The sequence below is a fragment of the Candidatus Methylacidiphilales bacterium genome, from assembly GCA_028713655.1.
GTDB lineage: Bacteria > Verrucomicrobiota > Verrucomicrobiia > Methylacidiphilales > JAAUTS01 > JAQTNW01.
In genome coordinates, this window is sequence record JAQTNW010000006.1 from 56070 (window position 1) to 78866 (window position 22797).

Here is a 22797-nt window from a genome sequence, read left to right on the forward strand (position 1 = left end):
GAGCATGGCCGAATCCCCCCTATTGTTCAAGCCGGGCTATAGATTTTCCACCGCAGCGCGATCGTGGCGGATGTCGTGCGCGGTGTACAAATAATGCACCTCTTCCGCGATGGCTTTGGCATAATCCGCGCAACGCTCGAGGCTCCTTGAAATAAACAGGATGTGGATGAAGGCCGGTATGTTCTTGGGATTTTTTGCCATGGCTTTGTTAAGGGCAATTTCATTTTCCTTGTTGATCTCGTCCACCTCGCGGTCGGCCAGCACAATCGGCGCAGCCTTGTCCGGCTCGACTTCCACAAACGCATTGATGGCATCACGCATCATGCCGATCACCAGTTTCCCCATCAAGCGGATATCGACTTCAGTGGGCACCTCAGGCAACGCATTCAAATGGCGCGCGCGCCGGGCAATGGTGACCGCCTGGTCCGCCATTCCCTCCAAAGCCTGTGAAATTTTTGACGCGCAAAAGGCCACGCGGCAGGCGGTGGCGGTCGGGCCGTGGGTTGCAAAATAGGTCACCACCAGTTCATCAATGTTGATTTCCAGTTTGTCGATCACCGTGTCTTCCGACTCCACGACCCTGGACTTTTCGTCGTTTCGCTCAAAATAGGCCGCCAGCGCCAGGTTGAGATTCCGGTCGGTCAAACTGGACATCATCAAAAGCGTGTCTTTCAAATTCAGAAGATGGCCGCGGAATATGCCGCGCATGTGTTCAAGTCGTTCCTGTTCCATAGAATAAAATCTCCGTGCTTGTTGTTTCCCTGTCGGGCGGTTTCGCCATTCAATCATCCAAATCGTCCGGAGATGTAATCTTCCGTCTGTTGTTTTGCCGGATTGGTGAATATTTTCTCCGTGCGGTCGAACTCGATCAATTTGCCCAGGTAAAAGAATGCCGTAAAGTCCGAACACCGGCCCGCCTGTTGCATGTTGTGCGTCACAATGACAATCGTATAGCTCTTTTTTAATTCCTCGATGAGTTCCTCCACCTTCATCGTGGCGATGGGGTCCAGAGCGGAGCAGGGTTCGTCCATGAGAATGATTTCGGGCTCAACCGCTATGGCCCGGGCAATGCAAAGGCGCTGCATCTGCCCGCCAGATAATCCGGTCGCCGGATCACTCAGTCGGTCTTTGACCTCGTCCCAAAGCGCGGCGCCGCGCAGGCTTTTTTCAACCACCTCATCCAGAATGCTTTTGTTCCGGATGCCCTGCAGGCGGAGGCCATAGACGATGTTTTCGTAGATCGACTTGGGGAAAGGGTTGGACTTCTGGAAAACCATGCCCACGCGTTTGCGCAGCTCGATGACATCGACATCCTTCGAGTAAATATCCACGCCGTTGATTTTGATTCCACCCCTGTCTCCGATGCGGGTGAAGTCGATCAGGTCGTTCATCCGGTTGAAACAGCGCAGCAGCGTTGATTTCCCGCAACCGGAAGGCCCGATGAACGCCGTGACCATTCCCTTTGGGACATCCAGATTGATTTCATGCAGGGCATGGCTGTTGCCGTAATAAAAGTCCAGATTCCGGACTTCGATGCAGGCGTCCAGGGGCCGTCCGTCCATGCTCAGGACGTTCGGATTGGTTTCTGTTTTACGTTCTGCTGCGCCTGTTTTCTCGCTCATGAGTTGAATTCCCATATTAGATCTCCGGGGTTTTCGATTCGATCCCAAAATATGAAGTTGTCACCACTTGAATTTCTTTCGCACATGGATGCGCAGCAGAATGGACGTCAGCGCAATCAGCATCACGATGAATAAAAAGACAAACGCCGAGCCATATTGCACTTTTTCGGTGTATTCGTTTTGCGGTACGCGGGCGCTGACCACGAAAATATGGTAGGGCAGCGCCATGACTCCGCTGAAGAAAAAGTCCGTCCATTTGTCCACTTCCCACGGGAGCTTGTCCCGCACCACATACGCCGCGGTGAACATGATGGCCGCCGTTTCCCCCGCAATCCGCGCCACACCCATAATGGACGAGGTCAGGATGCCCGGCAACGCGTAGGGGAGCACGTTCTCATAAATGGTCTGCCATTTCGTAGCGCCCAACGCGAGGGATCCTTCACGAAAGCCCTGGGGCACCGCCCGCAGCGATTCCTCGCTGCCGGTGATCACGATGGGCAACACCATGAAGGCCAGGGTAAACCAGCCCGAAAGCAGCGAGACATTCCATTTGAAGAGAAGGACAAACATCGCATAGCCCCACATGCCAAAAACAATCGATGGCACGCCCGCCAGATTCATGATTGAGAGGCGGATCAGTACAATCGCCCGTCCGCCGCGGCTGTATTCGCTCAGATAGGTTGCGGTAATGACGCCCAAAGTCATGGCGATGACCATGGAACCCGCAACCAGCAGCACCGTGCCGACAATCGCCGGGAAAATGCCGCCGGCGGCATAGACTTGCGACTTTTCATCCGCAATGGAGTCGCTGCCGTTTTTATTCAAATAGTCGCGGTACGCCCTGTCTCCGAGCTGGAGAGTTTCGCCATTCTTCAGGGTCAGGACATGGAGGGATTCAGGCGATTCGGTCAGGAACGGCACATTGACAAAGGGGGCGGTGCTTTGAAACACCACGCGTCCGCCCTTCCATCCAATTTCCAAAAAGATAAGCCCGGCAAAAGCGATGATCAGATAGGTTGCGAGGCGGAACACCCAGAAGGAAGCCGCTTCGAACCTTTTGCTCAAAGTGGCCCGCTTGATAAATGGATTGGCTGCGGTATGCATAGGTTAGCCCACCGAAATCTTGAATTTACGAACGAAAACCTGCGCGATGTAATTGATCAGCAATGAAATCAAGAACAGCATGATGGCCAGCATGAACAAGGCGCGGTATTGCAGGCTGTTTTTCACCACTTCCGGGATTTCCTGCGCCACAAGCCCTGTCATGGTATGCACCGGCTGGAAAATAAAACCCAGACCCTGGGTAAAGTCGGGGATTTGAATGCGGTTGCCCGCGCACAACAGCACCACCATCGTCTCTCCGATCACCCGGCCAAAGCCCAGCAGCACCGCGGATATGATTCCGGAAAGGCTGGCGGGAATCAGAATGCGCAGGATGGTTTGAAGCCGGTTTGCCCCCAGCGCGAAGGAGGCCTCCTTGTACGACTTGGGGACATTGTTCAGGGCGTCCTCCGAAAATGTAAAGATGGCCGGCACACCCATCAGAGCCAGCAGAATGCCGGCCGTGATGATGTTCAATCGCTCAGAAATCGGAAAAAAGGGAACCCAGGATGTTAGCGTCCTTGCGGCTGCATTCAAGCCGGACGGCAGCCATTGGATGAATGCCGGAAGATGCGCCACCCAGGCCGGATCGAAAAGGATGCCGTTTGAAAAGTCGCGTATGGCTGTTCCAAGAATCGCAACCCCGAAAAACCCCAACACCACGGATGGGATAACCGCGATAAACTCAATGAACGGCTTGATCAGGTTCTGTTCGTGAATATTGGCGACCTGGTTGATATACACCGCCGCCCCTACCCCCAGCGGCACGGCGATGACCAGAGCCACAACGCTTACGGCCAGTGATCCGACAAACAGGGGAACCATTCCATACCAGTCCTGCCAGAAACTCTGCGTCACCCATTGCGGCCCGAAAAGAAAGCGGGTCAGGGTTTCATGGACCGGGATCGTCGTATCATAGCTCCAATTCGCGAGCTTTCGTTCGGTATCCGGGAAGGCATTGATGTATTTTCCGGCAGCGGCCTTAAAATGCACGGCCTGGCTTTTTAGCTTTGGATCGTCGGATGCTGGAAATTCCAAAAGCAATAAACCCAATCTCTTCTTCAATGTTTGGTTGATTTCCACAAGCCGGGGAATTTGGGCTTTCAGCGCTTCCGATTCCTTTCTGAAATCCACGGTTTCAACTTCCAATTTCGCAGCTTCATCCTTGGACCCGGCCTTGAGATACTGTTCCCTTGCAATGGAATTTTCCTTCGCCACACCCCAGCGCTCTTTTACGGCCGCCGCCTGCTGGGTTAACTCTCTAACGAAATCCTGAAGCGGAATGCTGGATTCATCAAAATCCTTCCGAAATTGCGCAAGCGGCGCGGTGGCTTCTGCGATTTTTCCCTCATCCATCCCGCCTTTCCTGAGCTCGCCGTTTTTACGGTCCAGCATTTTATCGAGGTATTGGGTGAGGGCGGAGTGCGCCTCCGCCTGATCCTTGATGATATCCACGAACTCCAGGCCACACTGGCGGTACATCTGGAGGTTTTCGTAATTTTGAGGAAAGAAACCCAGACCTTCTCGAAACAGTGAAAACGTGATCAGGCCCAGGACGAGGATGGCGATCCATGCGTTGCCAAAGAAAAAATAGTGGATGATCTGGTCCATCGACAGGCCCAGAATCCTGAATTTATTTTTCGACAGAACGGCCTCGTGCATGGGCCGTTGGTCGAGGCGCTTGATATCTGTTTTGGCGGACATAGGGGATCAAATTGAACCAGGTTCGCCGCAGAGAACACTGAGGAAAAGCAAATTTAAGTTTTAAGCTCCACGTCCTTTGCGATCTTCCTGTAATATCGTTTTACTTCATGCCTTAGTGTCTTCGTGTTTCCAGCTCAAGTTTCCACACAAAAAAGCCCGCCGAGTATCGAACTGCAGCGGGCTTCCTAATAATGGCCTTACCAATAGGGTTATTTCATGGGAACAAAACCAACCTGATCCACAATCTTGGAGCCGTCCGCTCCAAGAACAAAGTGGATGAAATCAGCCACGAGTCCGGTCGGAGCGCCTTTGGTGTAGAAGAAGGTCGGACGGGCCAGCGGATAGGAATGGCTCTGTACGCTGGCTTGGGTCGGAAGACCGCCATCGACAGAAACAGCCTTGATACCCGGGGCTTTCAGATAGGCCATCCCGACGTAGCCGATGCCACTCGGGTTTTTGCCCACTTCAGCCGCGATCTGTTCGTTGCCCGCCATTTTCTGGGCGCTGCCGGCATAATCATGCTTGCTCATCGCCAGTTCCTTGAAGTCAGCGTAGGTGCCGGAAGCGGTATTACGGGTGTAGATCGAAATCTTTCCCGCTTTGCCACCCACAGCGCTCCAGTCGGTGACCTCACCGGTGAATATCTGCTCAACCTGGCGTTTGCTCAGCGCGCTGATCGAATTGCTGGTGTTGACAATCACCCCAATGCCGTCCCACGCGACCACGGTGGGAAACATTTTGACGCCGTTTGCGCCGGCTGTCGCAACTTCAGTGGGCTTCGCGCGGCGGCTGGACATGCCGATATCAGCAGTGCCATCAATGATGGCGGCGATGCCGGTGGTGGAGCCTTCCGCTGCGATCTCAAACGTCACGCCGGGGTGCTGGGCTCTATAAGCTTCCGCCAACTGGGGAACCAGTTTGGCGCCGAGTGTATCCGAGCCTTTGAGCACCAGTTTTTCCGCTTTGACAGCGGGAAGCAGCGCCAGCGAGGCAAGGATCAGGGAGAGAATGGATTTTTTCATGGTTTTTGTAGGGTTATACTTTGGGGTTATCCCATCCCAGGAAGCCCCGCATAAACGGGGCTTCCATCGGATGAGAGATTAGAACTTAGAACTTCCATATCAAGTCAACTTGCACGAGATCGGTGTTGGAAAAGTCGCTTTTTGTGACACCAGCGGTCGGTAGAACCTGGGTAACATCGGTAACGTTGTTGTCAATCTGCCCACTGTGGCGCCAGTTCACGGAACCTGTGATGTTCTCAGTGAAGTTATAGCTGGCTTTCAAGCCGAAACCTGCGCCGTTGAGCGAGCCACCATTCCAGTCAGAGTCGATGAGAGCGCCGGTCCAGGAATAGGTTTCATAGTAGGCATATGTGCCGTCCAAAGCCCAGCCGCCTTTGCCTTTACCCTTGGTTCCACCGCCACTGATCTGGTAACCGAGCAGGAAGAACTGATTGCGCCCATCCTGGCCCACGCTGTTCGCGCCATCCGGGTTGCGGTAATGCGCCGCCATTTCCTGGCCCGTCAGATTGACGCCATATTCCCCGTAGAACCTGCCTTTGCTGTTATCGAGGAAGAAAGGCGTGTCCAGGCTCGCGTCCACCATAAACACATTCAGGTAGTTGATGTCAAACGCAGCCGGATCGCTCCAACCTGGGTTGACGTTGTTATTGGTTCTTACTGAGCTGTCGCCCGCTCCGTTTACGAAGGCGGGAGATACGCGCAGGTTCCAGCTCGGGCTGAACTTGTAAGCCATGTCCAACTGGTTGACAAACAAGAAAGGGTCGCTGGATGTGTTGAGGGCGTTACCGGAGATACTTGTAGAGGTATATGAGTTATCGGCCGTAGATTGATCACCCCAGACATAAATGCCATGTGTGGAACCAATGGTGAAATCCTTGCAGAAGGGATGGAAGTCGCCGATCTTGATCGAGCCGCCGTCCGGATTGATGTCGCTGTCCCAAGTCCAGCCGTTGACAATGTTGTGGGGCTGCAACTGGCGTCCTGCAGTCATGCTCAGCCAGTCCTGATCGAAGGCCTTTGTCCATGTCAGGTAAGCCAGATCCACAAACACGGTATTGTTGGCCGGCCAGGATTTTGCTCCCGTTCCAAAGTCGGCATTGGTACTGTTGTGATCGCCGCCGCCGCCGTTGGTGGCCAGACGGACTCCCGCCTTGAAGTTGTCGCTGAACAGATACTCGGCGCCCAAGCGGACCCGGAAACGATTGCGATTGCGCTCCTGAATGTCATTGACCACGCCGCCCGCACTAGAACCCGTCATGCCGGTATTGATGGCGCGTTTGTCCCATTCATAACGCAGACGCACATCTCCGTAGAGTTTGAGACCTTTGACCGCGCTCGAACCGACGCTTAGAAAACCGCCAGGCGTTGCCGTGTAATCAGACAACATTTCAGCGCGAATTTCTTCGCCTTCCTGAGCATTCAAGAGACCCTTTTTGACCAGTGCGTCCACCAAGGGACCACCGTCGCCACCATCAGCCCGAACCAGAGAAGCCGCGCCCATCAGCGCAACACCCATCGCGAGACTCCATTTCATGAGATGAAGTTTCATTTTTTGTATTCCTCCTTATTAAGAATAATCGTTTTTATTTTAGAATTTTCCTTTGCCGGAAACCTGTAAACCCGAGCCACAGCCCTTCCAGACCGCAAAAAGGTGAGCGTCAATTGTTACAAATAGGTGACGATAGGGTTACTTTTTGTATTTTTTAAAAACCGGTCAAGGGGGTCTATTTTACTGAAAATCGCGTAAGATGTGGCGAGTGCAGAAGCAATCTGGGCATGCCTTCTGCTCGTTCGCGCGACGAACAAGGGATCTGCAATAATATTAAAGGCGAAGCTTCCCCAACTTTACGGATGGGGTCTCTTCACATTCTTCGGCGCGAAACCACGCCGAAGCGTATCCGCCGCTGTCCGACGGCTTGCCGGACTATGGCGGGATAACCCAGTGATCTGTACGCCGTGAGATGATGGGTTGGCCGTGCTGGGATTTGCGCCGTTGGCAAGGCGCGAACGCAGTCCTCTTCTATGCAAAAAAAAACGGCCCCGTTCAACGGGGCCGTTTCGCAAGGCAATACTCGTTACGCTTGAGTCGATTAGGAGCCGCCGTTGGCGCCGAGCGTATTGGTAATCGTGTTGAAGATGTTCTTCAACTGATTGCCCAAGAGACCCAGGACAACGATGACAACGATGGAAACCAGCGCGAGAATCAGGCCGTATTCCACGAGGGTCTGGCCTTTTTTGCTCTTCAGGTATACCATGCGACTGGCAAGTTTGGTGTAGAGTTTAGTTAGCATTTTGTTTTCCTTTTTTTTGTTGGGGTTAAGAAGCAACTGGCCGAAGGGTATTTGTCACCGCATTGAAAAAGTTAGTGATATTGTTTCCCAAAACACTCAGCAGCACCAATACGACGATTACGACCCAAAACACGATAAGGGCATATTCCACCAAGGTTTGTCCCTTCTTCGAGCTCGCAATTGCGTTTATGTTGGCACATATGAGTCTGCTTTTGATCCAATTCGAGAGCCTCCCAATTCGAAACCTATACCCTTCGGCTCTCATCATGTAGTAAGAGTAGCCTAGACTGTGCCAAACTTGAAATCAGGCGAATCCAAGTGGTTCTTCAGAGTAAAGCCAAGAGAACAGGAGATATTAAAAATTTACGATAAGGCAAATTATGCCTAGTTGGGCAAAATTTACCTATGGCAAGGCAATGTTTTCAAGCGCGAAAGGAATCGTGACCTCCTGCGGATCGATCGCGATGAAAATCTTTGCAACCGTGTCGGGCGGCAATGGCGTGTCCGACTGCTTTGTAAAGTTTGCTGTCCTGCCCGCGCTAAACGAACTGGCGCGTGTGGGAATTGGCTTGTCGTCCGGAGTCTGAAGTTCAACGCCGCTGACTTTGTCCTTTTCGCCACTAATCTCGATGCAAACGGCCCTTTGGCGGAGAGATTCCGCTTCGTCATCGCTGGCTCCCGGCAAGGCTTGGCGCGGATCCACCACCCGAACGGCAAACTCATGCGCCTTGAAAAGCGGGTTATCGATGTTTTGGTTGATTTTTTTCAGGACATTATCAATCAAAACCACCTGGTGCCGGTAGGTGCGGATTTTAAGGGTCCCCGCCAGTTTTTTGATGGATTCCGCATTTCGTCCGGGAGCTCCCAGATCCAAATTCAAGGTGCCGCTGTCATCGCCAGTAAGCCGTTTCCCCAAGGGTGCAAATTGCTCATTGCTGGTCTTGACCGGCAGCTTGTTGCCGAGATTATCCACGGCCTCGGCAACTTCGATATCCCCCGCCTCCAGGGCAGTTTTAAGGGCTTCGCCCTTGAGACTCAACGTGACCGTAAGCGTGGAATCCCCCTTGCTGGCACCGTTGTCCCGCACCCGGTATTCAATCACACGGGCCACATCAACCGATGGGGAATCCCCGGCGAGTAAAATTCCCGTCCAACTCCACAACAGAAAAAAAGTAACGCAAGCGCGCTGGATCATGAAACAGCGTTAGCGTGAACTACCGCACTTTCCCATGATATTTTTTGGGAATTGGCGTCGATTGTCATAATACTGTAACAATTGCCATCCAACGTGCGCGGATTGCATGAAATTCCGCACTTGGACCCTCATCGCAGCGTTAGCCGGCCTGTCTGCTGCGGCTTATGCCGGCGACATGGTGCGGTTGTATGAGTTTGGGGCGGATGACGTGGCCTACCTGGCGTTGCCGAAGCAGGCACCGAAGGCTGCAATCCTGCTGGTTCCCGACTCCCTGGGCTCCCTTGAGATCGTCAGCAAACGCTGTGATCTGCTTGCCAAATTAGGTTACACGGCCATGGCCCTGGATCTTTACGGCGGCACGGAGGCCGCGAGTCCGACAGATGCGAAACAGATACAATCCAAAATTTCAAAGCAACTGGCCAAACAAACCGTGGCTGCGGGCTTGAAATTGTTGTGCGAAAGCCCCCGATACCGCGCTGAAAAGCTCATTCTGGCGGTCTGGGGCGATAATATGCCCGTTGTGCTGGAGGCCCTGAAGGACGCAGGCCCAGGAGTCCATTTGACGGCCGTCAGTTGGCTGGAAGCCGCTGGAGGCGGGCAACCCCGTGAGTTGGCTTCACTGCCGTGCGCCTTCCAGGTGATCTACGCCCCGGAACAAGCCCAGTCGGAGCTTGGGAAATATCTTCAGGCCCTGGGCGAACTCAGAGGAGGGAAAGATGATATTGAAAAAGTGGAATATGATGCCGGCTTTTTATTGAAGCCCGAGATCTCCGGCGCCTGTGCGGATGTCTGGTCCAATATCATCCGGTTCTGGGGAGTCCAGGCCCAGGGTTTGGCCCCGGGGCTGACTGACAAATCAGAATCGTTAACATCCGAGATGGCGGACGCCCGTCCCGTAAAAAATTCCTCTTACTCCGACAGGTTCGGGCGTTAGGAAAGTGATTTTTTCACGCGTTCGCGCAGATCGGCGGTGAGGCGGTTGACTTCATCAAAAGCCGCCAAATCAAATTTGGCCGGGGCCGACAGCAATTTGCCTTTTAATCGTTTGATTGCGTCCAGGGCCGGTTGGAGGCGGTCGGGCTCCATTTCGCAGAGCGTGTCCCAGGCGATCTCAACGCAAGCCGGATTATGGCAATAAAGCATCAGGTGTTCGCCGGCATCAATGGCCATTTTCGTGGCCTGCTTGCTGCCGTAGCGGTTGGCAATGGCCCCCATCTCAAGGTCGTCCGTCATGATGGCGCCTTTGTAACCCAGTTCCCTGACCAACAGACCGCTGACGATTTCGCGCGACATGGAGGCCGGGAACGGCTCCGGATGCCAGGCCGGGAAATGGCCATGCCCGATCATATAGCAATCCGCTAACGATAGAAAGGCGCGGAACGAACGCAGTTCGTCCTTTTCGATCTGCGCCCGGGTGCGGTCGATCCGCGGTAGTTCGCCGTGGGGATCGAGCCCGCAATGTGTGTAACCCGGAAAATGCTTGGCGGTGCCGAGTACGCCGCGGGATTTCATCCCTTCCAGAAACGCGCCGGCCTTGAGAATGACTTCCTCGGGCGTGGAACCGTAGCAGCGTCCGCGGAGGGAATTGTCGGCGTTTTCATCCAGGGAATAATCGACAACCGGGGCCAGGTTGAGATTGAAACCGAAGAGGGCCAGCAGCCGTCCGGTGAGTTCGCCGTGTTCGCGGCACCAATCCACGCGATTGGCCTGGCGCAGCATGAGGCCGCTCGGCGGTTCCTCCCCGACCATCTTCAGGCGGGAGACGCGCCCGCCTTCCTGGTCGATGGTGACGATCGGCGGCGACTGGCAAAGCTCGTTAAATTCATGGATCAGGTCGAAGACCTGCCGGGGGGATTCGAGGTTCCGCGCAAAAAGAATAAAGCCGCCCGGCTGTACCTTGCGAATAAGGCTGCGAAGCCCGTCGGTAAGCTGCGGGCCGGGTACGCCCATGATGATCGGCTGGCCGGAAGAGGAAGACGAATTTGCCATGCAGATAATCAACAGATTTTTTTGGGCAAAACAATCACAACATCGGGATAAAAATCAGGCTTCCATGGAATGGCTTGACTTCTGCGGTGACATTTCCACCATTGGACTGTCATTCACCCCGATGATTGCCGATCAAACCCGCCCGTTATTACCGTCAGCGTTTTATAACCCGCTGAATCTACTGTGGATATCGGTATTTCCCCTGCTGCTTCTGCTGCTGATCGATTTGCAATCAATCTGGCTGGCCTATGGGGAAATGCATCCAGAACAGCAAAGTTTCGCGAAATACGCCCTGTCGGCCAATGCCGGACTGCTCGCCTTTGTGGCGGCGCTGGCACTGGTACTGGGGTGGCGCAAAAAAAATCTGAACGGCGGATGGAGCCTGCTTATTTTTGTTTTGCATGCCGGGTTTATCTGGCTGCAGTTGTGTCTGTTGGCGAAGGCATTGCCTTTTTCCGTGCCAAACTGGATTTTGGACCGTGACACGCTGATTCTGGCGCAACTGGCCTGTGTGATGGGCGGCTGCTTTTATTCACTGCTGGGCATTGCCTGTTGTCCTTTGCGCATATCCCGAATGCGCGACTTTTTGTACAGCGGAGGCATGCTGCTGGGAGTGCCGTTGCTTTGGTATCTGATGATCCAGGTCATGTTCCATATTCATGGCTTTGATCCCAATGTTTATTTGATGGTGACTTTTCTCATCCTCAGCACCGCGGTCATGTGCATCGGGTTGCTGCGCCTGCTGGTTTATCTTCATGCCTGGCTGAGGCAATATGAGGCGGTGTTGGTGTTGTTGAGCGCCTTGATCATGCCTCTGGGCGGACTGTGCCTCAATCGCGCCATGCCGTTCCCGGTGAGTTTTCAGGTCACGGGCGTTTACGTATTGACGGTTGTGAATGCGGGCGTTCTATTGTTAGGTTGCCTGCCCCGCCTGCGCTCCAATCCCTGGCTCTGGCTGCTCCAGGCGGTGACATTTCCGTTTACGGTGTATTTTTTTGTGGTCTTTCTGCCTTTCCTGCCGCTGTTTCTCCCGGCCATGCTTGCTTGTGGCGCGGGATTTTTGATTCTGACACCAACGGTTTTGTTCATGGTTCACGGCCAGCGGTTGATTGGGGGGTTCCACGGCGCCCGCAAACAATGGGGACCGGTCGCTGCAGCCTGCGGACTATTGGCGGCCCTGTTCCTGATGCCCGGTTGGTTTGTGACACAGGCCATGCTGGACAGGGCATCGCTCCGCCAGGGGCTGGATTATGTGTACAGCCCGCAACTCCAGCCGCGTCAGGCCTTTTCAGGCAATCCCAAGCGCGTTTGCCATACCTTGGAAAATTTGCAGACGTTCAAGCAAAGTTTTTATCTGCCGATATTATCCAACCTCTACAATTGGGCCGTATTCGACAACCTGAGCCTGCCTGATGCCAGGATCGACGAGGTTTATGAAACCTTTTCCGGAACCAAAGCGCCACCCCCGGCCGTGGATCGGGCCAATGGCCTCGCAACAGGCTTTTTCGAAACCAACCGCCAGGCAAACCGCGGCATGGGACGCCGTCCCCTAAAACTTCCATGGGATCAGGTCTCGGTAACATCGCATGCCACCACCGAAACCGCTGACGGCGATTGCGTGCGCGCAGACGCGGTGATCTGCATGAAAAACAGCGCCACGGTTGCCAACGAATTTATCGGTACATTTGAAATTCCGGATGATGTGCTGGTTTCCGGGTATTGGCTCCACATCGGGAACGAACGGGCGCCGGGCAGGCTGTTTGAAAAAAAGACCGCCCTCTGGGTTTACGAACAAATCCGGGAGACGAGGCGCGACCCGGGAATATTGCGCTATATCGGTCCGAACACGGTGGAGATGCGCGTGTATCCGATTGCGCAAAACGAAACCAGGACGGCGGAAATCCAATTCCTATATCCCCGGACATCGCATCCGCAAATCCTGCTAAACAAGGAACCCCTGTTGCAGGCGGCGCAGGAAAAACCCGCCGCAGTGTCCGAGGCGGTTTTGCCGCCCGGGAAAAGTGTATTGCTGGTGAACGGCGCTGCGGAGGGGCTTCCAAGAACAGGGCAAAAAGCGTATTTGCATTTTATCGTTGACCGGTCTGTCAGATCGAAAGAGCAAACCCCATCGGAACTGGTTGCGCGCTTGAAGAAGCTGGCGGCTTCGCCCGAATTCGCGGGCATTACGCAATACAAGGTGTCCGTGGCCAATTATGAGTGCCTGCTTTTGACCCCAAAACCGGTTTCCTGGGCCGGCGTCGAGCAGGCAATTTCCGCGGGCGCTTTGTCAGCAGTGCCGGCACGGGGAGGCTTCGCCGCGGTAAAGTCATTGAAGGAGGAAATTCTGGAGTATGAGTCCGGCATGGATTGCGCGAAACCGGAAACATTTTCCAGCTATCCGGTCTTTGCAATGGTTGATGACGGCGTTGACATGCCGCATGCGGATGAAGCGCTGCCGTTTTTGTTGAGGGCGGGGACTTATCCTGTGTACCGCTCATCTCCGGACGGCAAGCTGCAGGCATTGTGGAGCGGCAACAACGAAAAACAATCCGCGCGCAAGGCAGTGGTATTGGCTGCGGGCAGGAATGTGCGCGTGTTCCCGGATATTTCCCCGGTCCATGTCTGGCTGGAGTTTGTGCCGGACACTTCTCCGATCCGGGTGTTTGATCCGGGTTCCGGGACGTTTCCCGTGGAAGTTCAAACAGCCCATGTGGGGAACCCGGCATACCAGGCGGGCTTGGAAGCCCTGGCGTTGCAGCGGGACATGGACCGCAATCCATCCAAGACTCCGAAGCTTCTGCCGCTGATCACGCGGCAAAGCAGGGATTCGGGCATTCTGGCGCCGTCAACCAGCTATATTGTGGTGGAAAACAGCGCCCAATGGAAAATCCTCCAATTGAAGGAACGCCAAAAGCTTGGGGCGCACGAGGCCTTGGAATTGGAAGACACGCCGGAACCTGCGACGTGGATGCTGTTGGCCGTATTTCTCCCATTCCTGTTCTTGTGGCGCCGGTGGCAGGCCAAAAGAATGGTGGCTTCTGAGCTGTGAGTGAAAAGTTTTAATGTTGCAAGAAGCGCACAAATATGTTCTTTTTGTGTCATGCCGCAAACAGCCATCCTTCGCACCCGGATTGACCCGCGCCGTAAGGCCCGTGTGGAAAAAATCCTCTGCCGCCTCGGCATGACACCCACCCAAGCTGTGAACATGCTTTTCGCGCAAATCGAAAACCACAAGCGCTTTCCCTTTTCCGTGAGCATTAAAGATAACAGCGACATCCTGCCGCCCATAGCGCAGATCGCAGCCACATGGGACAGTCTCGATCAGGAAAACTATTCCCACCTGGACAAACGGTGAATGCGAAGCCCGGCGAAATCCATCTGGTAGATCTCGGCATGATCGGCAAAGTACGGCCAGCCGTGGTGGTTTCGCGGTATGACGACAATGCCCCGCGAGCCATATCCATCTGTGTGCCGCTTACGTCCCAATATCGCGGATCGGCCTATGAAGTCATGCTGGGTAAATTGCGCTTTCTCGACAAGGAATCCTGGGCCAACGTTCAGGGCATTGCCGGCTTGGGAAATGACAAACTCCTGCGCCGGCTGGGCCAGGTGACACCGGAACAACTCAGCCGGATCAAGGTTGCCCTGCGTTACACGTTCGAACTGTAAAGCTTTGGATTCCTGGCGGGTTTTGAGCCCTTGTCGCGAAACGCGCTGAAAGCCAAACAACCCCTGATCCCATCGATTCGCGGCTTTACATCGAATCCCCGCTTCGGTTGTAATGAATGCAGCACTATGTTTCAGATTATTTTCACGCCGGTCAGTACGGCCGAGATGTCCGCGCTGCCCAAGCTCCTGCAACTGGAAATCCTGAGCGAGTTCCAGGTGTTGACGCCGGATTTTGTAAAAGAAAATCCCGAAAAATTCGGCGTCATCAAGCAGGAAGGCCGCGAGCTGTACCGCTATCGCACCCGCGAATACCGCCTCTATTTTGAGAAAAAAGACGAAGGCCTCCTGATTCACCGCGTCTTGAACAAAAATTCGTTGAAGGACTTTTTCTACCGCTCGCAATTGCCCGTGTCAGAGGACGAGGAACTGCAATCCAACCCGGCGTTTTGGGCCATGATCGATTCGCCGAATCAAAAGCCGCATTAGATGCCGGCCTGGATCGAATGGGCCAGGGGTGTTGCCGCTCACCCGTTTTTCAAGAAACATTCCACCGCCTTGATTTGGGCGGCATCGGTTGCCTTCCACTTGATTTTGTTGGCGATGCTCAGCAGGTTGGTGGTGCATTCCGGCGCGAGGCTCGGAGGCATCCAGGGCTTTCAATTGGCCAATGTGGATCCGAAATTTCTTGAGGGCCACTTCGCCAAAATCGAAAGCAAAGGCGAAAAACTTTACCTGGTGCCGACTGAAATTCTGGCCGCTGCACCTTCGGTACCGCCTGCTGCGCCCGACCCCCCGATCCCGGCATCCCAGCCTTTTGACGAAGAAAGCCCGGCCGCCATCGAGAAAATTTTGGCGCGGGGAGCCGGAAAAAAACTGAATTTTTTCGGCCTTCATCCCGCCGGACAGACGGTGATCTTTGTGATTGATGTCTCCGGCAGCATGTATGAAAAAACGGGGCCGGTGACGCGGTTGAAACGGACCTTTGACGAGATCAAGCAATCGGTGGCGACGCTCGCGCCGGAGCAGCGCTTTGACATTGTACTGTTCGCCAGCCGGGTTGCCTCTATGTCTGAAAAACCGCTGCCGGCCACGCAGGAAAACAAAATCCGGGCCATCCGATTTTTGAACAGCGACGTCGATGTGGGCGGGACGACGGACCTCGGGGCCGGGTTGTCAACCGCGCTTGGCATGTCGCCCGACATTGTTTTATTGCTGACCGACGGCGAGGCCAACACGGGCAGCACCACCATCCTGGCCGAGACACGGTATCTGCGCCGGAAATTTTGCCCCAATGTGGAGATAGATGCGGTGGGATTTTATCTCGAGACCGGCAGTGTGCCGGAAAAGCTTTTGCTATCCCTAACGAACGAGACGAAAGGGGCCTACACCAGGTATCTGCCTTGAAATGGCGACGACACGGCATTGCCCCAAATTCTGTGCATCCAGTTAAAAAATATTTTTCCCTTTCTCCCCGCTCTTCGCGATCTCTTTGTAAAGAATGCCTTTGTTTTATTTTTTGCGGACAACCTTCAATGTTTTTGTGGCGCCTTCGCGCGTTCGTGGTTACATAGCCCTATGTTGCCTGAGTTAATAACGGAAATACCCGGGCCGGAATCCCGGCGGCTGGCCGTCCGCCTCCGTGCGCACGAGTCGCGCAATGTGACGTACGTTTCCAAGGCATTCCCGATATTTTGGGAATCTGCCGAGGGCTCAAACGTCCGGGACGTGGACGGGAACCGCTACCTGGATTTTACAAGCGGGTTTGGCGTGGCGACCGCGGGTTTTGGCAACCCGAAGCTGAAAGAGGTTTTCCTGGATCAATCCAACCGGCTCTATCATGGAATGGGGGATGTGCATCCGACCGAATTAAAGGTACGGCTTTGCGAATTGCTGAGCTGGGCAACCTTTGAGCGCTGGGGCGCCGGCCCGGGCAAGGTTTTGTTAGGCAGCGCCGGGTTTGAAGCGGTGGAGGCGGCATTGAAGACCGCATTCCTCGCCACCCGGAAACGCGGCGTGATTTGTTTTGACGGGGCTTACCACGGTCTGGGTTATGGGGCCATGACCGTCACCGGCAGGGAGGAATTCCGTTCCCCGTTCCGTTCCCAGCTTTCGGACTTTGCTGTGCTTCTGCCGTATCCCGATTGCGCGCATTGCCCCTGGGACAAAGGCCCTGGAACCGCAACCCAGGCCGATGAGTCGTCACATTGCGACCCGGGTTGTTTGGTTCTTTTGGAAAAACAAATCCGGGAAGCGGTGTCGGCGCGGGAGATAGGAGCGATTCTCGTGGAACCGGCACAGGGACGGGGCGGGGAAATTTTTCCGCCGAAAACTTTTCTGCCGCTCTTGAGGCGCTTGGCGGATGAACTCGGTTTGGTTTTGATATTTGACGAAATCTATACGGGCTTTTACCGGACAGGCCCGCTTTTCGCCTGTGAATCCACCCGCACGGTCCCGGACCTGATTTGCCTGGGCAAGGCGCTGAGCGGCGCCTACCCGATATCCGCCTGTGTGGGGCGCGCGGATTTGATGGATGCCTGGCCGGAATCCCCTGGCGAGGCGTTGCATACGAGCACATTCCTAGGCAACCCCGTGGGCTGCGCCCTGGCTGTTGCGAGTGTGGAACGCTGGCTGGCAGAACCTCCGGATCTTCAAATTCAAGGCATCGCCGATTCCATGCGCCGGATGTTGGTGTCGTTGCAGGATGATTTTGAAATTTTCAAGCACGCGCGTGGATCGGGTTTGATGTGGGGCGTGGAACTGGTGGACAAAAAAGGAGTGCCGGACCCTGCCTTGACGGCGCGTTTGATTGAGCAAGGCCTGGCGCAGGGCGCAATCCTGTTGGGCGGAGGAAAACGGAACAATGTGTTGAGCCTTGCCCCAAACCTGGCGGTGCAGCCTGCTGAAATCGAGTGGCTGGGGAAGATGTTAAAGGCTATCTGCTCGGGTTTGTAAACAAGCTTACGAGTAGGTCACATCTTTGCCAGGTTCCATCTCGTAGTCGAGAACCGTGATGGCATCCACATGATGATCCAGAATCTTGTGCTTGAATTGAACGTAAATGGCGCTCTCTTGGACAATTTTCAGCTTGTTCAGGTTTTCGCAATCCATGGAAAAGAAAATGTCGTGCGGGTTGCCTTTGGTGTCGATTTTTTTTCCAACCCTCAAATTAATTACTTCAGGTATCTTAAGCAATCGAATCCGGGTCTCTACCATGAGGGTTTCGACCTGTTCCGCGCTGACCCCGTGCTTCAATTTTAAAAGGCAAATGTGATGGACCATATTTCCCTGTTCTTGGGTTCCAATAACAGAGATGCGCGGGCGCAGTGTCAAGCATGGGTTCGTTGCACACTTGCAAACATCGGTGTTCAAGAAAGCGGGTGGCTCGAAAAAAATGAATTTCGAGATCGAATGGTCTCGACATTATGCGCTGTTGGGTTTGAATCGGGGCATGTTATCGGACGTGTTCAAGCGGGTTGGTGAAGCAACCGGCACTGAAGAAAGAGTGACTCAACTCAAACCTTTGGAATATATGGAGCAGAATCGCAGTACAAAATCTTCCGGCAATGCCATCATATCCGAGGACGTGGAATTCAAGGGCACATTGTGTTCCTCCAGCCGCCTCGAAATTCACGGACGTTTCGAAGGTGAAATTTTCGCCGACGGCCCGTTGGTGATCGGGGAAAGCGCCGTTGTCAAAGCCGATATTGAATCCGAATCCAGCGTTACAGTGCGCGGCAAAGTCCAGGGCAACATCAATGCCAAGGAAAAAGTCGAAGTGTCCGGCAATGCGCAGCTCTACGGGGATGTCAGTGCGCCGCGCTTTGGCCTGGCTGAAACCGCCACGTTCGTCGGCAAGACCGATACCTTGGGTGGCAAACCTCCGGCAAACGATTTTTCCAATATTTTCACACGCCTGGACAAAAGCAAGTCGGCCAAATAACCCGTCAGATTTCGGGCTCGTCGGCAGCCGGCCCGGCCAGCGGATCTGTAATTGCCGTCTCCGATTGAAGCGTCAGGCAACGCGTGAGCAGTTTTCCGCCCGGCTCCACCACCAATCCGTTGACTTCCAGCAAATTCGCCGTCAGATGGCCGCCCGGATAAATGGCCAGTTGTTCGGTCACCCGGACTTGCCAGGCTTGCACATGCCCGCGAATTTCAGCGCTGCGAAACGCCAAAAGGCCTTCCGAGTAAAGTGATGCGGAGGCGGGAACCAATAAATGCCCGCCCGCGGCGCCTGCTCCAAGTTTGGCATGGCCCTGCACTACGAGGATGTTCCGCGAAACCAGCCTGCTGGTGGATCTCCCGGCGATCCGGATGTTCTCGGCCTCGGCTTTGCCCCCCGCAAAAACGCCCTTCGGGCCAATCGCGATGTCGCCATAAGTCAAAATCGCCGTGTTGAATTCCCGGTCGATTTCATGGTTCCGCAAATCGATAAAGGCGGAACAGGCATTGCATTGCCAGGTCATCGCCTCGGCATGGATCAACAGCTCATGGTGGCATTGCAAACAGCGGACCTGGCGTTGTTCAACCGGCGCCTTTTTCTTTGTGCGCGTTTTGGTTTTGGTTTGCAGCACAATGCGATGGCCGCATTTCTGGCAATAGGTGACGTTCGCGTTCGGGTAATCCCTCTGCTCATGGCCACAGGCCGTGCAGGTCACCAATTCTTTTGCGGGGCTTTTACGGGAAAATCGCATGGCATTCCTTAGCGTTTGCTTTTCAGGTTCAAGGCCAGTTCTTTTTCAGTGCCGCCGATGACAAGCTTGCCGCTGTATTCCACCCCGGATTCGGTCTCAAAGGAATGTGCCGTGATGTTGCCCTTGACCCGGGCCGGTTGTTTCAGGCGGACGCCGAGACTGGCTGCAATATTGCCCTGGACCATTCCCGCCACTGAAAAATCGAGCCCGTGCAGATTTCCTTCGATTTTGGCCGGAGCAAAAATGACAAGCTCCTGTTCGGCAAAAATGTCGCCGATCAATTCACCGGCAAAATTGCCGGCCCCTTTTGTGTGTAGGTTGCCTTTGAGCGTGGGACCGTGCGACACGAGATCGTGCAGCTTCTTTTTCGGAGCATGCGACTTGAGAAACGCAAAAAATTTGGCGGGCGACAGCATAGGGCTGGCTCAAAACATAACTGTTTCTCTGGCGAGCGAAATGCTAATTTGCGGTGTGTTTGAGAATTTCTTGAGTGCCATCCGGAGCGATTTGACGGATGCGGAATTTGACCGCACTGCCCTGTCGTTACTTCGTTTCCAATCGGAAGCCAACCCGGTTTACCGGCGTTTTGTGCTGGGACTGGGCCTTGACCCGGACCGGCTGGGCCAATGGCGGGAATTCCCCGCCCTGCCGGCTGCGGCCTTCCGTGACCAGGCCGTGGTCACGTTCCCCTCCGACCAAGCCACGCTGGTATTCGAGACCAGCGGGACCACCGCCGCTCAAACCGGGAAGCATTATGTAGCCGACCCCCGCTATTATGAGAAGGCCTTGCTGGAAGGGTTTCGTTTGTTCCTGCCCGACTTATGCGGTCATCGCTGGGTTTCCCTTATTCCGCGCTTTGAGGAACTGCCGCATTCGTCCCTGGCCTATATGATCCGGCATTTGGGCCGGAACATTCCCCAAACGGAACCGGAATATTTTTGTGATGGAAAATATCGGATGGATTGGGATGGACTGCGGCAGAGCCTGTCGTGCGACATGGACCGGCCGGTCGCATTGTTCGGGACTTCGTTTGCCCTGGCATCGGCTGCAGAGCATTTTTTGGAACAAACAATGCAATGGCAATTGCCGGAGGAAAGCGTGGTGTTTGACACGGGCGGTTACAAAGGGCGCCGCAAGGAGCTGGCTTGTGAAGATTTAGCCGATCTTATCGGGCGTGCCTTTGGCATACACCCACAAAGGATTTACAATGAGTATGGCATGACGGAGCTTTCGTCGCAGGGCTATGCCTGTTTGGATGAAGGAATCCATCGCTTCCCGCCGTGGCTGAAAGCGGTGATCCGGGATCCGCGAACCGGAAAGGCCTGCGAGCCCGGTGAAATGGGATTGGTACAATTCTATGACCTCGCCAATGTGGGAAGCGTAATGGCGCTCGGAACACTCGATCTGGCGGTTGAAAAAGGCAACGGCATTCGTCTCATGGGCCGGATGCCGGCTTCCGAATTGCGCGGGTGTTCGCTCCCGTACGAGGCATGAACACGGCTGAACGCATTCAAATGATCGGCCAGGCCTTTACAGGCCGGGCAGACCTTGGCTTCAAATCGGAACAGGATTTGTGGGCATTGGTGGAAGGCGAACTGGGAAGCCGCTACATTCTGGATTGCCCCGTCCGCTTGGGCGGGGCTGTTTTTCACGCGCGTGCGCCGGAGCGGATTTATCATGTCTGCGCTTCAAATCTCGCCGTCTCAGCCGAGACCAGTCTGATGTTAGGATTGTTGCTCGGAAGCAAATTGGATTTTAAATTGCCGTCGTCCGGGTTGCCTGCCTTTGAAAAAAGTTTCAGCCTGCTGCCGCAACCCTTGCGCGAAACGGTTTCCATTTTTCATGAGCATGACATCCAGCGGATGGCCGGAGCGGATGCGGTGGTGGTTTACGGCAGTGATGAAACCATTTCGGAAATCCGAAAACAAACCGGTGCGCGCCAGCGTTTTCTGGGCTACGGACATAAAATCAGCCTGGGCGTGGTTTTGGACCGTGATCTTTCACAGTCCCTGGCCTCGAAGGCCGCGCATGAAATTCTGGCCTACGAACAATTGGGCTGCCTTTCTCCGCAGGCTTATTTCTGTGAAACCCCGGAAAGCGCTGCGCAATTCGCCAGGCTGTTGTCTGATGAACTCGGCTTGCTTCGCAATCACGATAGGCAGCCGCTTCCAGAGCAAAGCCTGGAGCAGGCGGCGTTGCGGCGGAATTATTTGGAACGCACTCTCGCACGGGGCGAACAGGTTTTACAGCGCAGCCAGGAGGATTACATGGTGGTTTCAGGTGCCAATGTGCTGGAGACAGGGCCCGGTCACGGTTGCGTGCAGGTTCTAAGCGGTTTCAATTTGATCGACCCCGCGCGGTGGAAAGGCAGGATTTCATCCGTCTCGTTCAGTTCCGAACCTGACAGGTCCTTGATCGAACAATTCTGCTCACTGGGCGCCAGCCGCTTTTGCAAAATCGGCGAGCTTCAAAATCCGCCCCTGCTCTGGCGCCATGACGGAAGGCCACGGCTCGGCGACCTCGTGACCTGGGTCACGTTTGAGTTTTAAAACCAAAACAAAATTTGCTGAAGTGTCCCCTGCCCTTGTGTAATCTGCGGTTAAGCCTTACCGTTCTTTGCGAACTTCCTGTAATAATGTTCTGGTTTTACACCGTTATTCTCTGTGCCCTTGTTTTTTATCATCATCCGATGCACACTACCGGGCATGAAAGTTTCTCCAGAGCCCGGAAGGATTTCAGACCTGCGCCGTGAATACACGGATCGCGGGCTTCACCGCGCGGACCTGGACCCCGACCCCGTTGCCCAGTTCCGTAAGTGGTTCCAGGAGGCCCGGGCTGCCGATTTGCTGGAGCCAAATGCCATGGCGCTGGCCACGGCGGACGCCAAGGGCCGCGTCACGGCACGCACGGTTCTGCTGAAGGCTTTCGACCAAAAGGGGTTCGTGTTCTTCACCAACTACAACAGCTTGAAAGCGGCTCAAATCGCGGAAAACCCACAGTCGGCACTTTTGTTCAACTGGTTGCCCCTCGAACGCCAGGTGTCGATTAGCGGACCGGTGGAAAAAATCTCAGCCGCCGAATCTCTTGCCTACTTTGCGAGCCGCCCGTTCGGCAGCCGCTTGGGCGCCTGGGTCTCACAGCAGAGCCGCGTCATTCCGACCCGGAAATGGCTGGAGATCAAGTTCGAGGAAATGCGGAAAAAATTTGCGAGTGGCGAAGTACCGTTGCCGGATTTTTGGGGCGGCTACCGCGTCGCGCCGGAAACCCTCGAATTCTGGCAGGGTGCCGCCAGCCGCCTGCATGACCGCTTTCTATACAGCCGCGCGGGCGCGGAATGGAAGATCGAGCGACTGTCGCCTTAATCTTCACGGAGTCTCGTGAAGGCCAAAAGGGTTGAGAAACCTTTGGCCCAAAACCCGTTTCGCGCTAAGAACGCCACGGACGCAAAGGAAAACCAAAACACACTTTTTGTGTTCTTCGCGCTCTTCCTGTAAAACTGCATTTCCTTTT

At 54.7% G+C, this 22797-nt stretch carries 23 protein-coding genes; 11 read left to right on the forward strand and 12 right to left on the reverse strand.

Going from position 1 to position 22797, the window contains the following annotated elements:
* Positions 1-36: 36 nt before the first annotated feature.
* The 8 genes from phoU to PHD76_03370 all read right to left on the reverse strand — a co-directional run bounded on the left by phoU (position 37) and on the right by PHD76_03370 (position 8935).
* Positions 37-732, reverse strand: a complete 696-nt coding sequence (phoU, locus tag PHD76_03335; protein MDD5260861.1) for a phosphate signaling complex protein PhoU — start codon at positions 730-732, stop codon at positions 37-39.
* A 53-nt stretch (positions 733-785) separates the two neighbouring features.
* Positions 786-1547 (reverse strand): phosphate ABC transporter ATP-binding protein PstB, encoded by a 762-nt coding sequence (pstB, locus tag PHD76_03340; GenBank protein ID MDD5260862.1) that lies wholly within the window; start codon positions 1545-1547, stop codon positions 786-788.
* A gap of 135 nt (positions 1548-1682) precedes the next feature.
* The gene (gene pstA / locus PHD76_03345; GenBank protein ID MDD5260863.1) at positions 1683-2687 is read right to left on the reverse strand and encodes a phosphate ABC transporter permease PstA; all 1005 of its coding nucleotides are present in this window, start codon (positions 2685-2687) and stop codon (positions 1683-1685) included.
* 42 nt (positions 2688-2729) lie between these two features.
* Positions 2730-4427 (reverse strand): phosphate ABC transporter permease subunit PstC, encoded by a 1698-nt coding sequence (gene pstC, locus PHD76_03350; protein ID MDD5260864.1) that lies wholly within the window; start codon positions 4425-4427, stop codon positions 2730-2732.
* A 209-nt stretch (positions 4428-4636) separates the two neighbouring features.
* Positions 4637-5449, reverse strand: a complete 813-nt coding sequence (locus tag PHD76_03355) for a phosphate ABC transporter substrate-binding protein (GenBank protein MDD5260865.1) — start codon at positions 5447-5449, stop codon at positions 4637-4639.
* An 85-nt stretch (positions 5450-5534) separates the two neighbouring features.
* Entirely contained in the window at positions 5535-6998 is a 1464-nt protein-coding gene (locus tag PHD76_03360; GenBank protein MDD5260866.1) for a putative porin, read from the reverse strand.
* 541 nt (positions 6999-7539) lie between these two features.
* Positions 7540-7740, reverse strand: a complete 201-nt coding sequence (locus PHD76_03365) for a Flp family type IVb pilin (GenBank protein ID MDD5260867.1) — start codon at positions 7738-7740, stop codon at positions 7540-7542.
* A 403-nt stretch (positions 7741-8143) separates the two neighbouring features.
* Complete coding sequence (locus PHD76_03370; protein MDD5260868.1) at positions 8144-8935, reverse strand: hypothetical protein; 792 nt, start codon at positions 8933-8935, stop codon at positions 8144-8146.
* A 106-nt stretch (positions 8936-9041) separates the two neighbouring features.
* Here PHD76_03370 and PHD76_03375 point away from each other — a divergent pair, with 106 nt between their 5' ends.
* Positions 9042-9869: a dienelactone hydrolase family protein gene (locus PHD76_03375; GenBank protein ID MDD5260869.1), complete on the forward strand. Its 828-nt coding sequence runs from the start codon at positions 9042-9044 to the stop codon at positions 9867-9869.
* Here the strand turns inward: PHD76_03375 and PHD76_03380 are convergent.
* Positions 9866-10924 (reverse strand): glycoside hydrolase family 3 N-terminal domain-containing protein, encoded by a 1059-nt coding sequence (locus PHD76_03380; protein MDD5260870.1) that lies wholly within the window; start codon positions 10922-10924, stop codon positions 9866-9868. The genes PHD76_03375 and PHD76_03380 overlap by 4 nt on opposite strands.
* Before the next feature lie 64 nt (positions 10925-10988).
* Between PHD76_03380 and PHD76_03385 the strand changes: the two genes are divergently transcribed.
* From PHD76_03385 to PHD76_03410, 6 genes are all read left to right on the forward strand, one after another.
* Complete coding sequence (locus tag PHD76_03385; protein MDD5260871.1) at positions 10989-13973, forward strand: MSEP-CTERM sorting domain-containing protein; 2985 nt, start codon at positions 10989-10991, stop codon at positions 13971-13973.
* A 51-nt stretch (positions 13974-14024) separates the two neighbouring features.
* On the forward strand, positions 14025-14279 hold the full coding sequence (locus PHD76_03390) for a type II toxin-antitoxin system RelB/DinJ family antitoxin (protein ID MDD5260872.1): 255 nt from the start codon (positions 14025-14027) through the stop codon (positions 14277-14279).
* Positions 14276-14593 carry a type II toxin-antitoxin system PemK/MazF family toxin gene (locus tag PHD76_03395; GenBank protein MDD5260873.1) on the forward strand — a complete coding sequence of 106 codons (318 nt, stop codon included), beginning with the start codon at positions 14276-14278 and terminating at the stop codon, positions 14591-14593. The genes PHD76_03390 and PHD76_03395 overlap by 4 nt, the downstream gene beginning before the upstream one ends.
* A 126-nt stretch (positions 14594-14719) precedes the next feature.
* A complete protein-coding gene (locus tag PHD76_03400; GenBank protein MDD5260874.1) occupies positions 14720-15079 on the forward strand; it encodes an addiction module toxin RelE in 360 nt (119 codons plus the stop codon).
* A complete protein-coding gene (locus tag PHD76_03405; protein MDD5260875.1) occupies positions 15080-15997 on the forward strand; it encodes a VWA domain-containing protein in 918 nt (305 codons plus the stop codon).
* A 171-nt stretch (positions 15998-16168) separates the two neighbouring features.
* On the forward strand, positions 16169-17545 hold the full coding sequence (locus tag PHD76_03410) for an aspartate aminotransferase family protein (protein ID MDD5260876.1): 1377 nt from the start codon (positions 16169-16171) through the stop codon (positions 17543-17545).
* A 6-nt stretch (positions 17546-17551) separates the two neighbouring features.
* On the opposite strand, the gene PHD76_03415 is transcribed toward PHD76_03410, so the two are convergent.
* Complete coding sequence (locus PHD76_03415; GenBank protein MDD5260877.1) at positions 17552-17872, reverse strand: Dabb family protein; 321 nt, start codon at positions 17870-17872, stop codon at positions 17552-17554.
* Between the two features lie 112 nt (positions 17873-17984).
* Here PHD76_03415 and PHD76_03420 point away from each other — a divergent pair, with 112 nt between their 5' ends.
* Entirely contained in the window at positions 17985-18533 is a 549-nt protein-coding gene (locus PHD76_03420) for a polymer-forming cytoskeletal protein (GenBank protein ID MDD5260878.1), read from the forward strand.
* A gap of 4 nt (positions 18534-18537) precedes the next feature.
* Here PHD76_03420 and PHD76_03425 read toward each other — a convergent pair whose 3' ends face one another.
* Together PHD76_03425 and PHD76_03430 are read right to left on the reverse strand one after the other, a co-directional pair.
* On the reverse strand, positions 18538-19287 hold the full coding sequence (locus PHD76_03425; GenBank protein MDD5260879.1) for a hypothetical protein: 750 nt from the start codon (positions 19285-19287) through the stop codon (positions 18538-18540).
* Positions 19288-19295: 8 nt separating this feature from the next.
* Positions 19296-19703 carry a polymer-forming cytoskeletal protein gene (locus PHD76_03430; protein MDD5260880.1) on the reverse strand — a complete coding sequence of 136 codons (408 nt, stop codon included), beginning with the start codon at positions 19701-19703 and terminating at the stop codon, positions 19296-19298.
* A gap of 70 nt (positions 19704-19773) precedes the next feature.
* Here PHD76_03430 and PHD76_03435 point away from each other — a divergent pair, with 70 nt between their 5' ends.
* From PHD76_03435 to pdxH, 3 genes are all read left to right on the forward strand, one after another.
* Positions 19774-20781 (forward strand): hypothetical protein, encoded by a 1008-nt coding sequence (locus PHD76_03435; protein MDD5260881.1) that lies wholly within the window; start codon positions 19774-19776, stop codon positions 20779-20781.
* Positions 20778-21836 (forward strand): acyl-CoA reductase, encoded by a 1059-nt coding sequence (locus PHD76_03440; protein ID MDD5260882.1) that lies wholly within the window; start codon positions 20778-20780, stop codon positions 21834-21836. Before PHD76_03435 ends, PHD76_03440 begins: the two co-directional genes overlap by 4 nt.
* Before the next feature lie 156 nt (positions 21837-21992).
* Positions 21993-22649, forward strand: coding sequence for a pyridoxamine 5'-phosphate oxidase (gene pdxH, locus PHD76_03445; GenBank protein MDD5260883.1), 657 nt, complete (start codon positions 21993-21995; stop codon positions 22647-22649).
* Positions 22650-22797 lie beyond the last annotated feature (148 nt).

What these genes read in the sequence shown, in the direction of transcription:
- PHD76_03355 (MDD5260865.1), bottom strand. Translation starts at nt 5,449, where the DNA reads ATGAAAAAATCCATTCTCTCCCTGATCCTTGCCTCGCTGGCGCTGCTT.
- PHD76_03410 (MDD5260876.1), top strand. Translation starts at nt 16,169, where the DNA reads ATGTTGCCTGAGTTAATAACGGAAATACCCGGGCCGGAATCCCGGCGG.
- PHD76_03420 (MDD5260878.1), top strand. Translation starts at nt 17,985, where the DNA reads ATGAATTTCGAGATCGAATGGTCTCGACATTATGCGCTGTTGGGTTTG.
- pdxH (MDD5260883.1), top strand. Translation starts at nt 21,993, where the DNA reads ATGAAAGTTTCTCCAGAGCCCGGAAGGATTTCAGACCTGCGCCGTGAA.
- PHD76_03440 (MDD5260882.1), top strand. Translation starts at nt 20,778, where the DNA reads ATGAACACGGCTGAACGCATTCAAATGATCGGCCAGGCCTTTACAGGC.
- PHD76_03385 (MDD5260871.1), top strand. Translation starts at nt 10,989, where the DNA reads ATGGAATGGCTTGACTTCTGCGGTGACATTTCCACCATTGGACTGTCA.
- phoU (MDD5260861.1), bottom strand. Translation starts at nt 732, where the DNA reads ATGGAACAGGAACGACTTGAACACATGCGCGGCATATTCCGCGGCCAT.
- PHD76_03360 (MDD5260866.1), bottom strand. Translation starts at nt 6,998, where the DNA reads ATGAAACTTCATCTCATGAAATGGAGTCTCGCGATGGGTGTTGCGCTG.
- PHD76_03415 (MDD5260877.1), bottom strand. Translation starts at nt 17,872, where the DNA reads ATGGTCCATCACATTTGCCTTTTAAAATTGAAGCACGGGGTCAGCGCG.
- PHD76_03380 (MDD5260870.1), bottom strand. Translation starts at nt 10,924, where the DNA reads ATGGCAAATTCGTCTTCCTCTTCCGGCCAGCCGATCATCATGGGCGTA.
- PHD76_03390 (MDD5260872.1), top strand. Translation starts at nt 14,025, where the DNA reads ATGCCGCAAACAGCCATCCTTCGCACCCGGATTGACCCGCGCCGTAAG.
- PHD76_03430 (MDD5260880.1), bottom strand. Translation starts at nt 19,703, where the DNA reads ATGCTGTCGCCCGCCAAATTTTTTGCGTTTCTCAAGTCGCATGCTCCG.
- PHD76_03365 (MDD5260867.1), bottom strand. Translation starts at nt 7,740, where the DNA reads ATGCTAACTAAACTCTACACCAAACTTGCCAGTCGCATGGTATACCTG.
- PHD76_03370 (MDD5260868.1), bottom strand. Translation starts at nt 8,935, where the DNA reads ATGATCCAGCGCGCTTGCGTTACTTTTTTTCTGTTGTGGAGTTGGACG.
- PHD76_03375 (MDD5260869.1), top strand. Translation starts at nt 9,042, where the DNA reads ATGAAATTCCGCACTTGGACCCTCATCGCAGCGTTAGCCGGCCTGTCT.
- PHD76_03425 (MDD5260879.1), bottom strand. Translation starts at nt 19,287, where the DNA reads ATGCGATTTTCCCGTAAAAGCCCCGCAAAAGAATTGGTGACCTGCACG.
- PHD76_03400 (MDD5260874.1), top strand. Translation starts at nt 14,720, where the DNA reads ATGTTTCAGATTATTTTCACGCCGGTCAGTACGGCCGAGATGTCCGCG.
- pstC (MDD5260864.1), bottom strand. Translation starts at nt 4,427, where the DNA reads ATGTCCGCCAAAACAGATATCAAGCGCCTCGACCAACGGCCCATGCAC.
- PHD76_03405 (MDD5260875.1), top strand. Translation starts at nt 15,080, where the DNA reads ATGCCGGCCTGGATCGAATGGGCCAGGGGTGTTGCCGCTCACCCGTTT.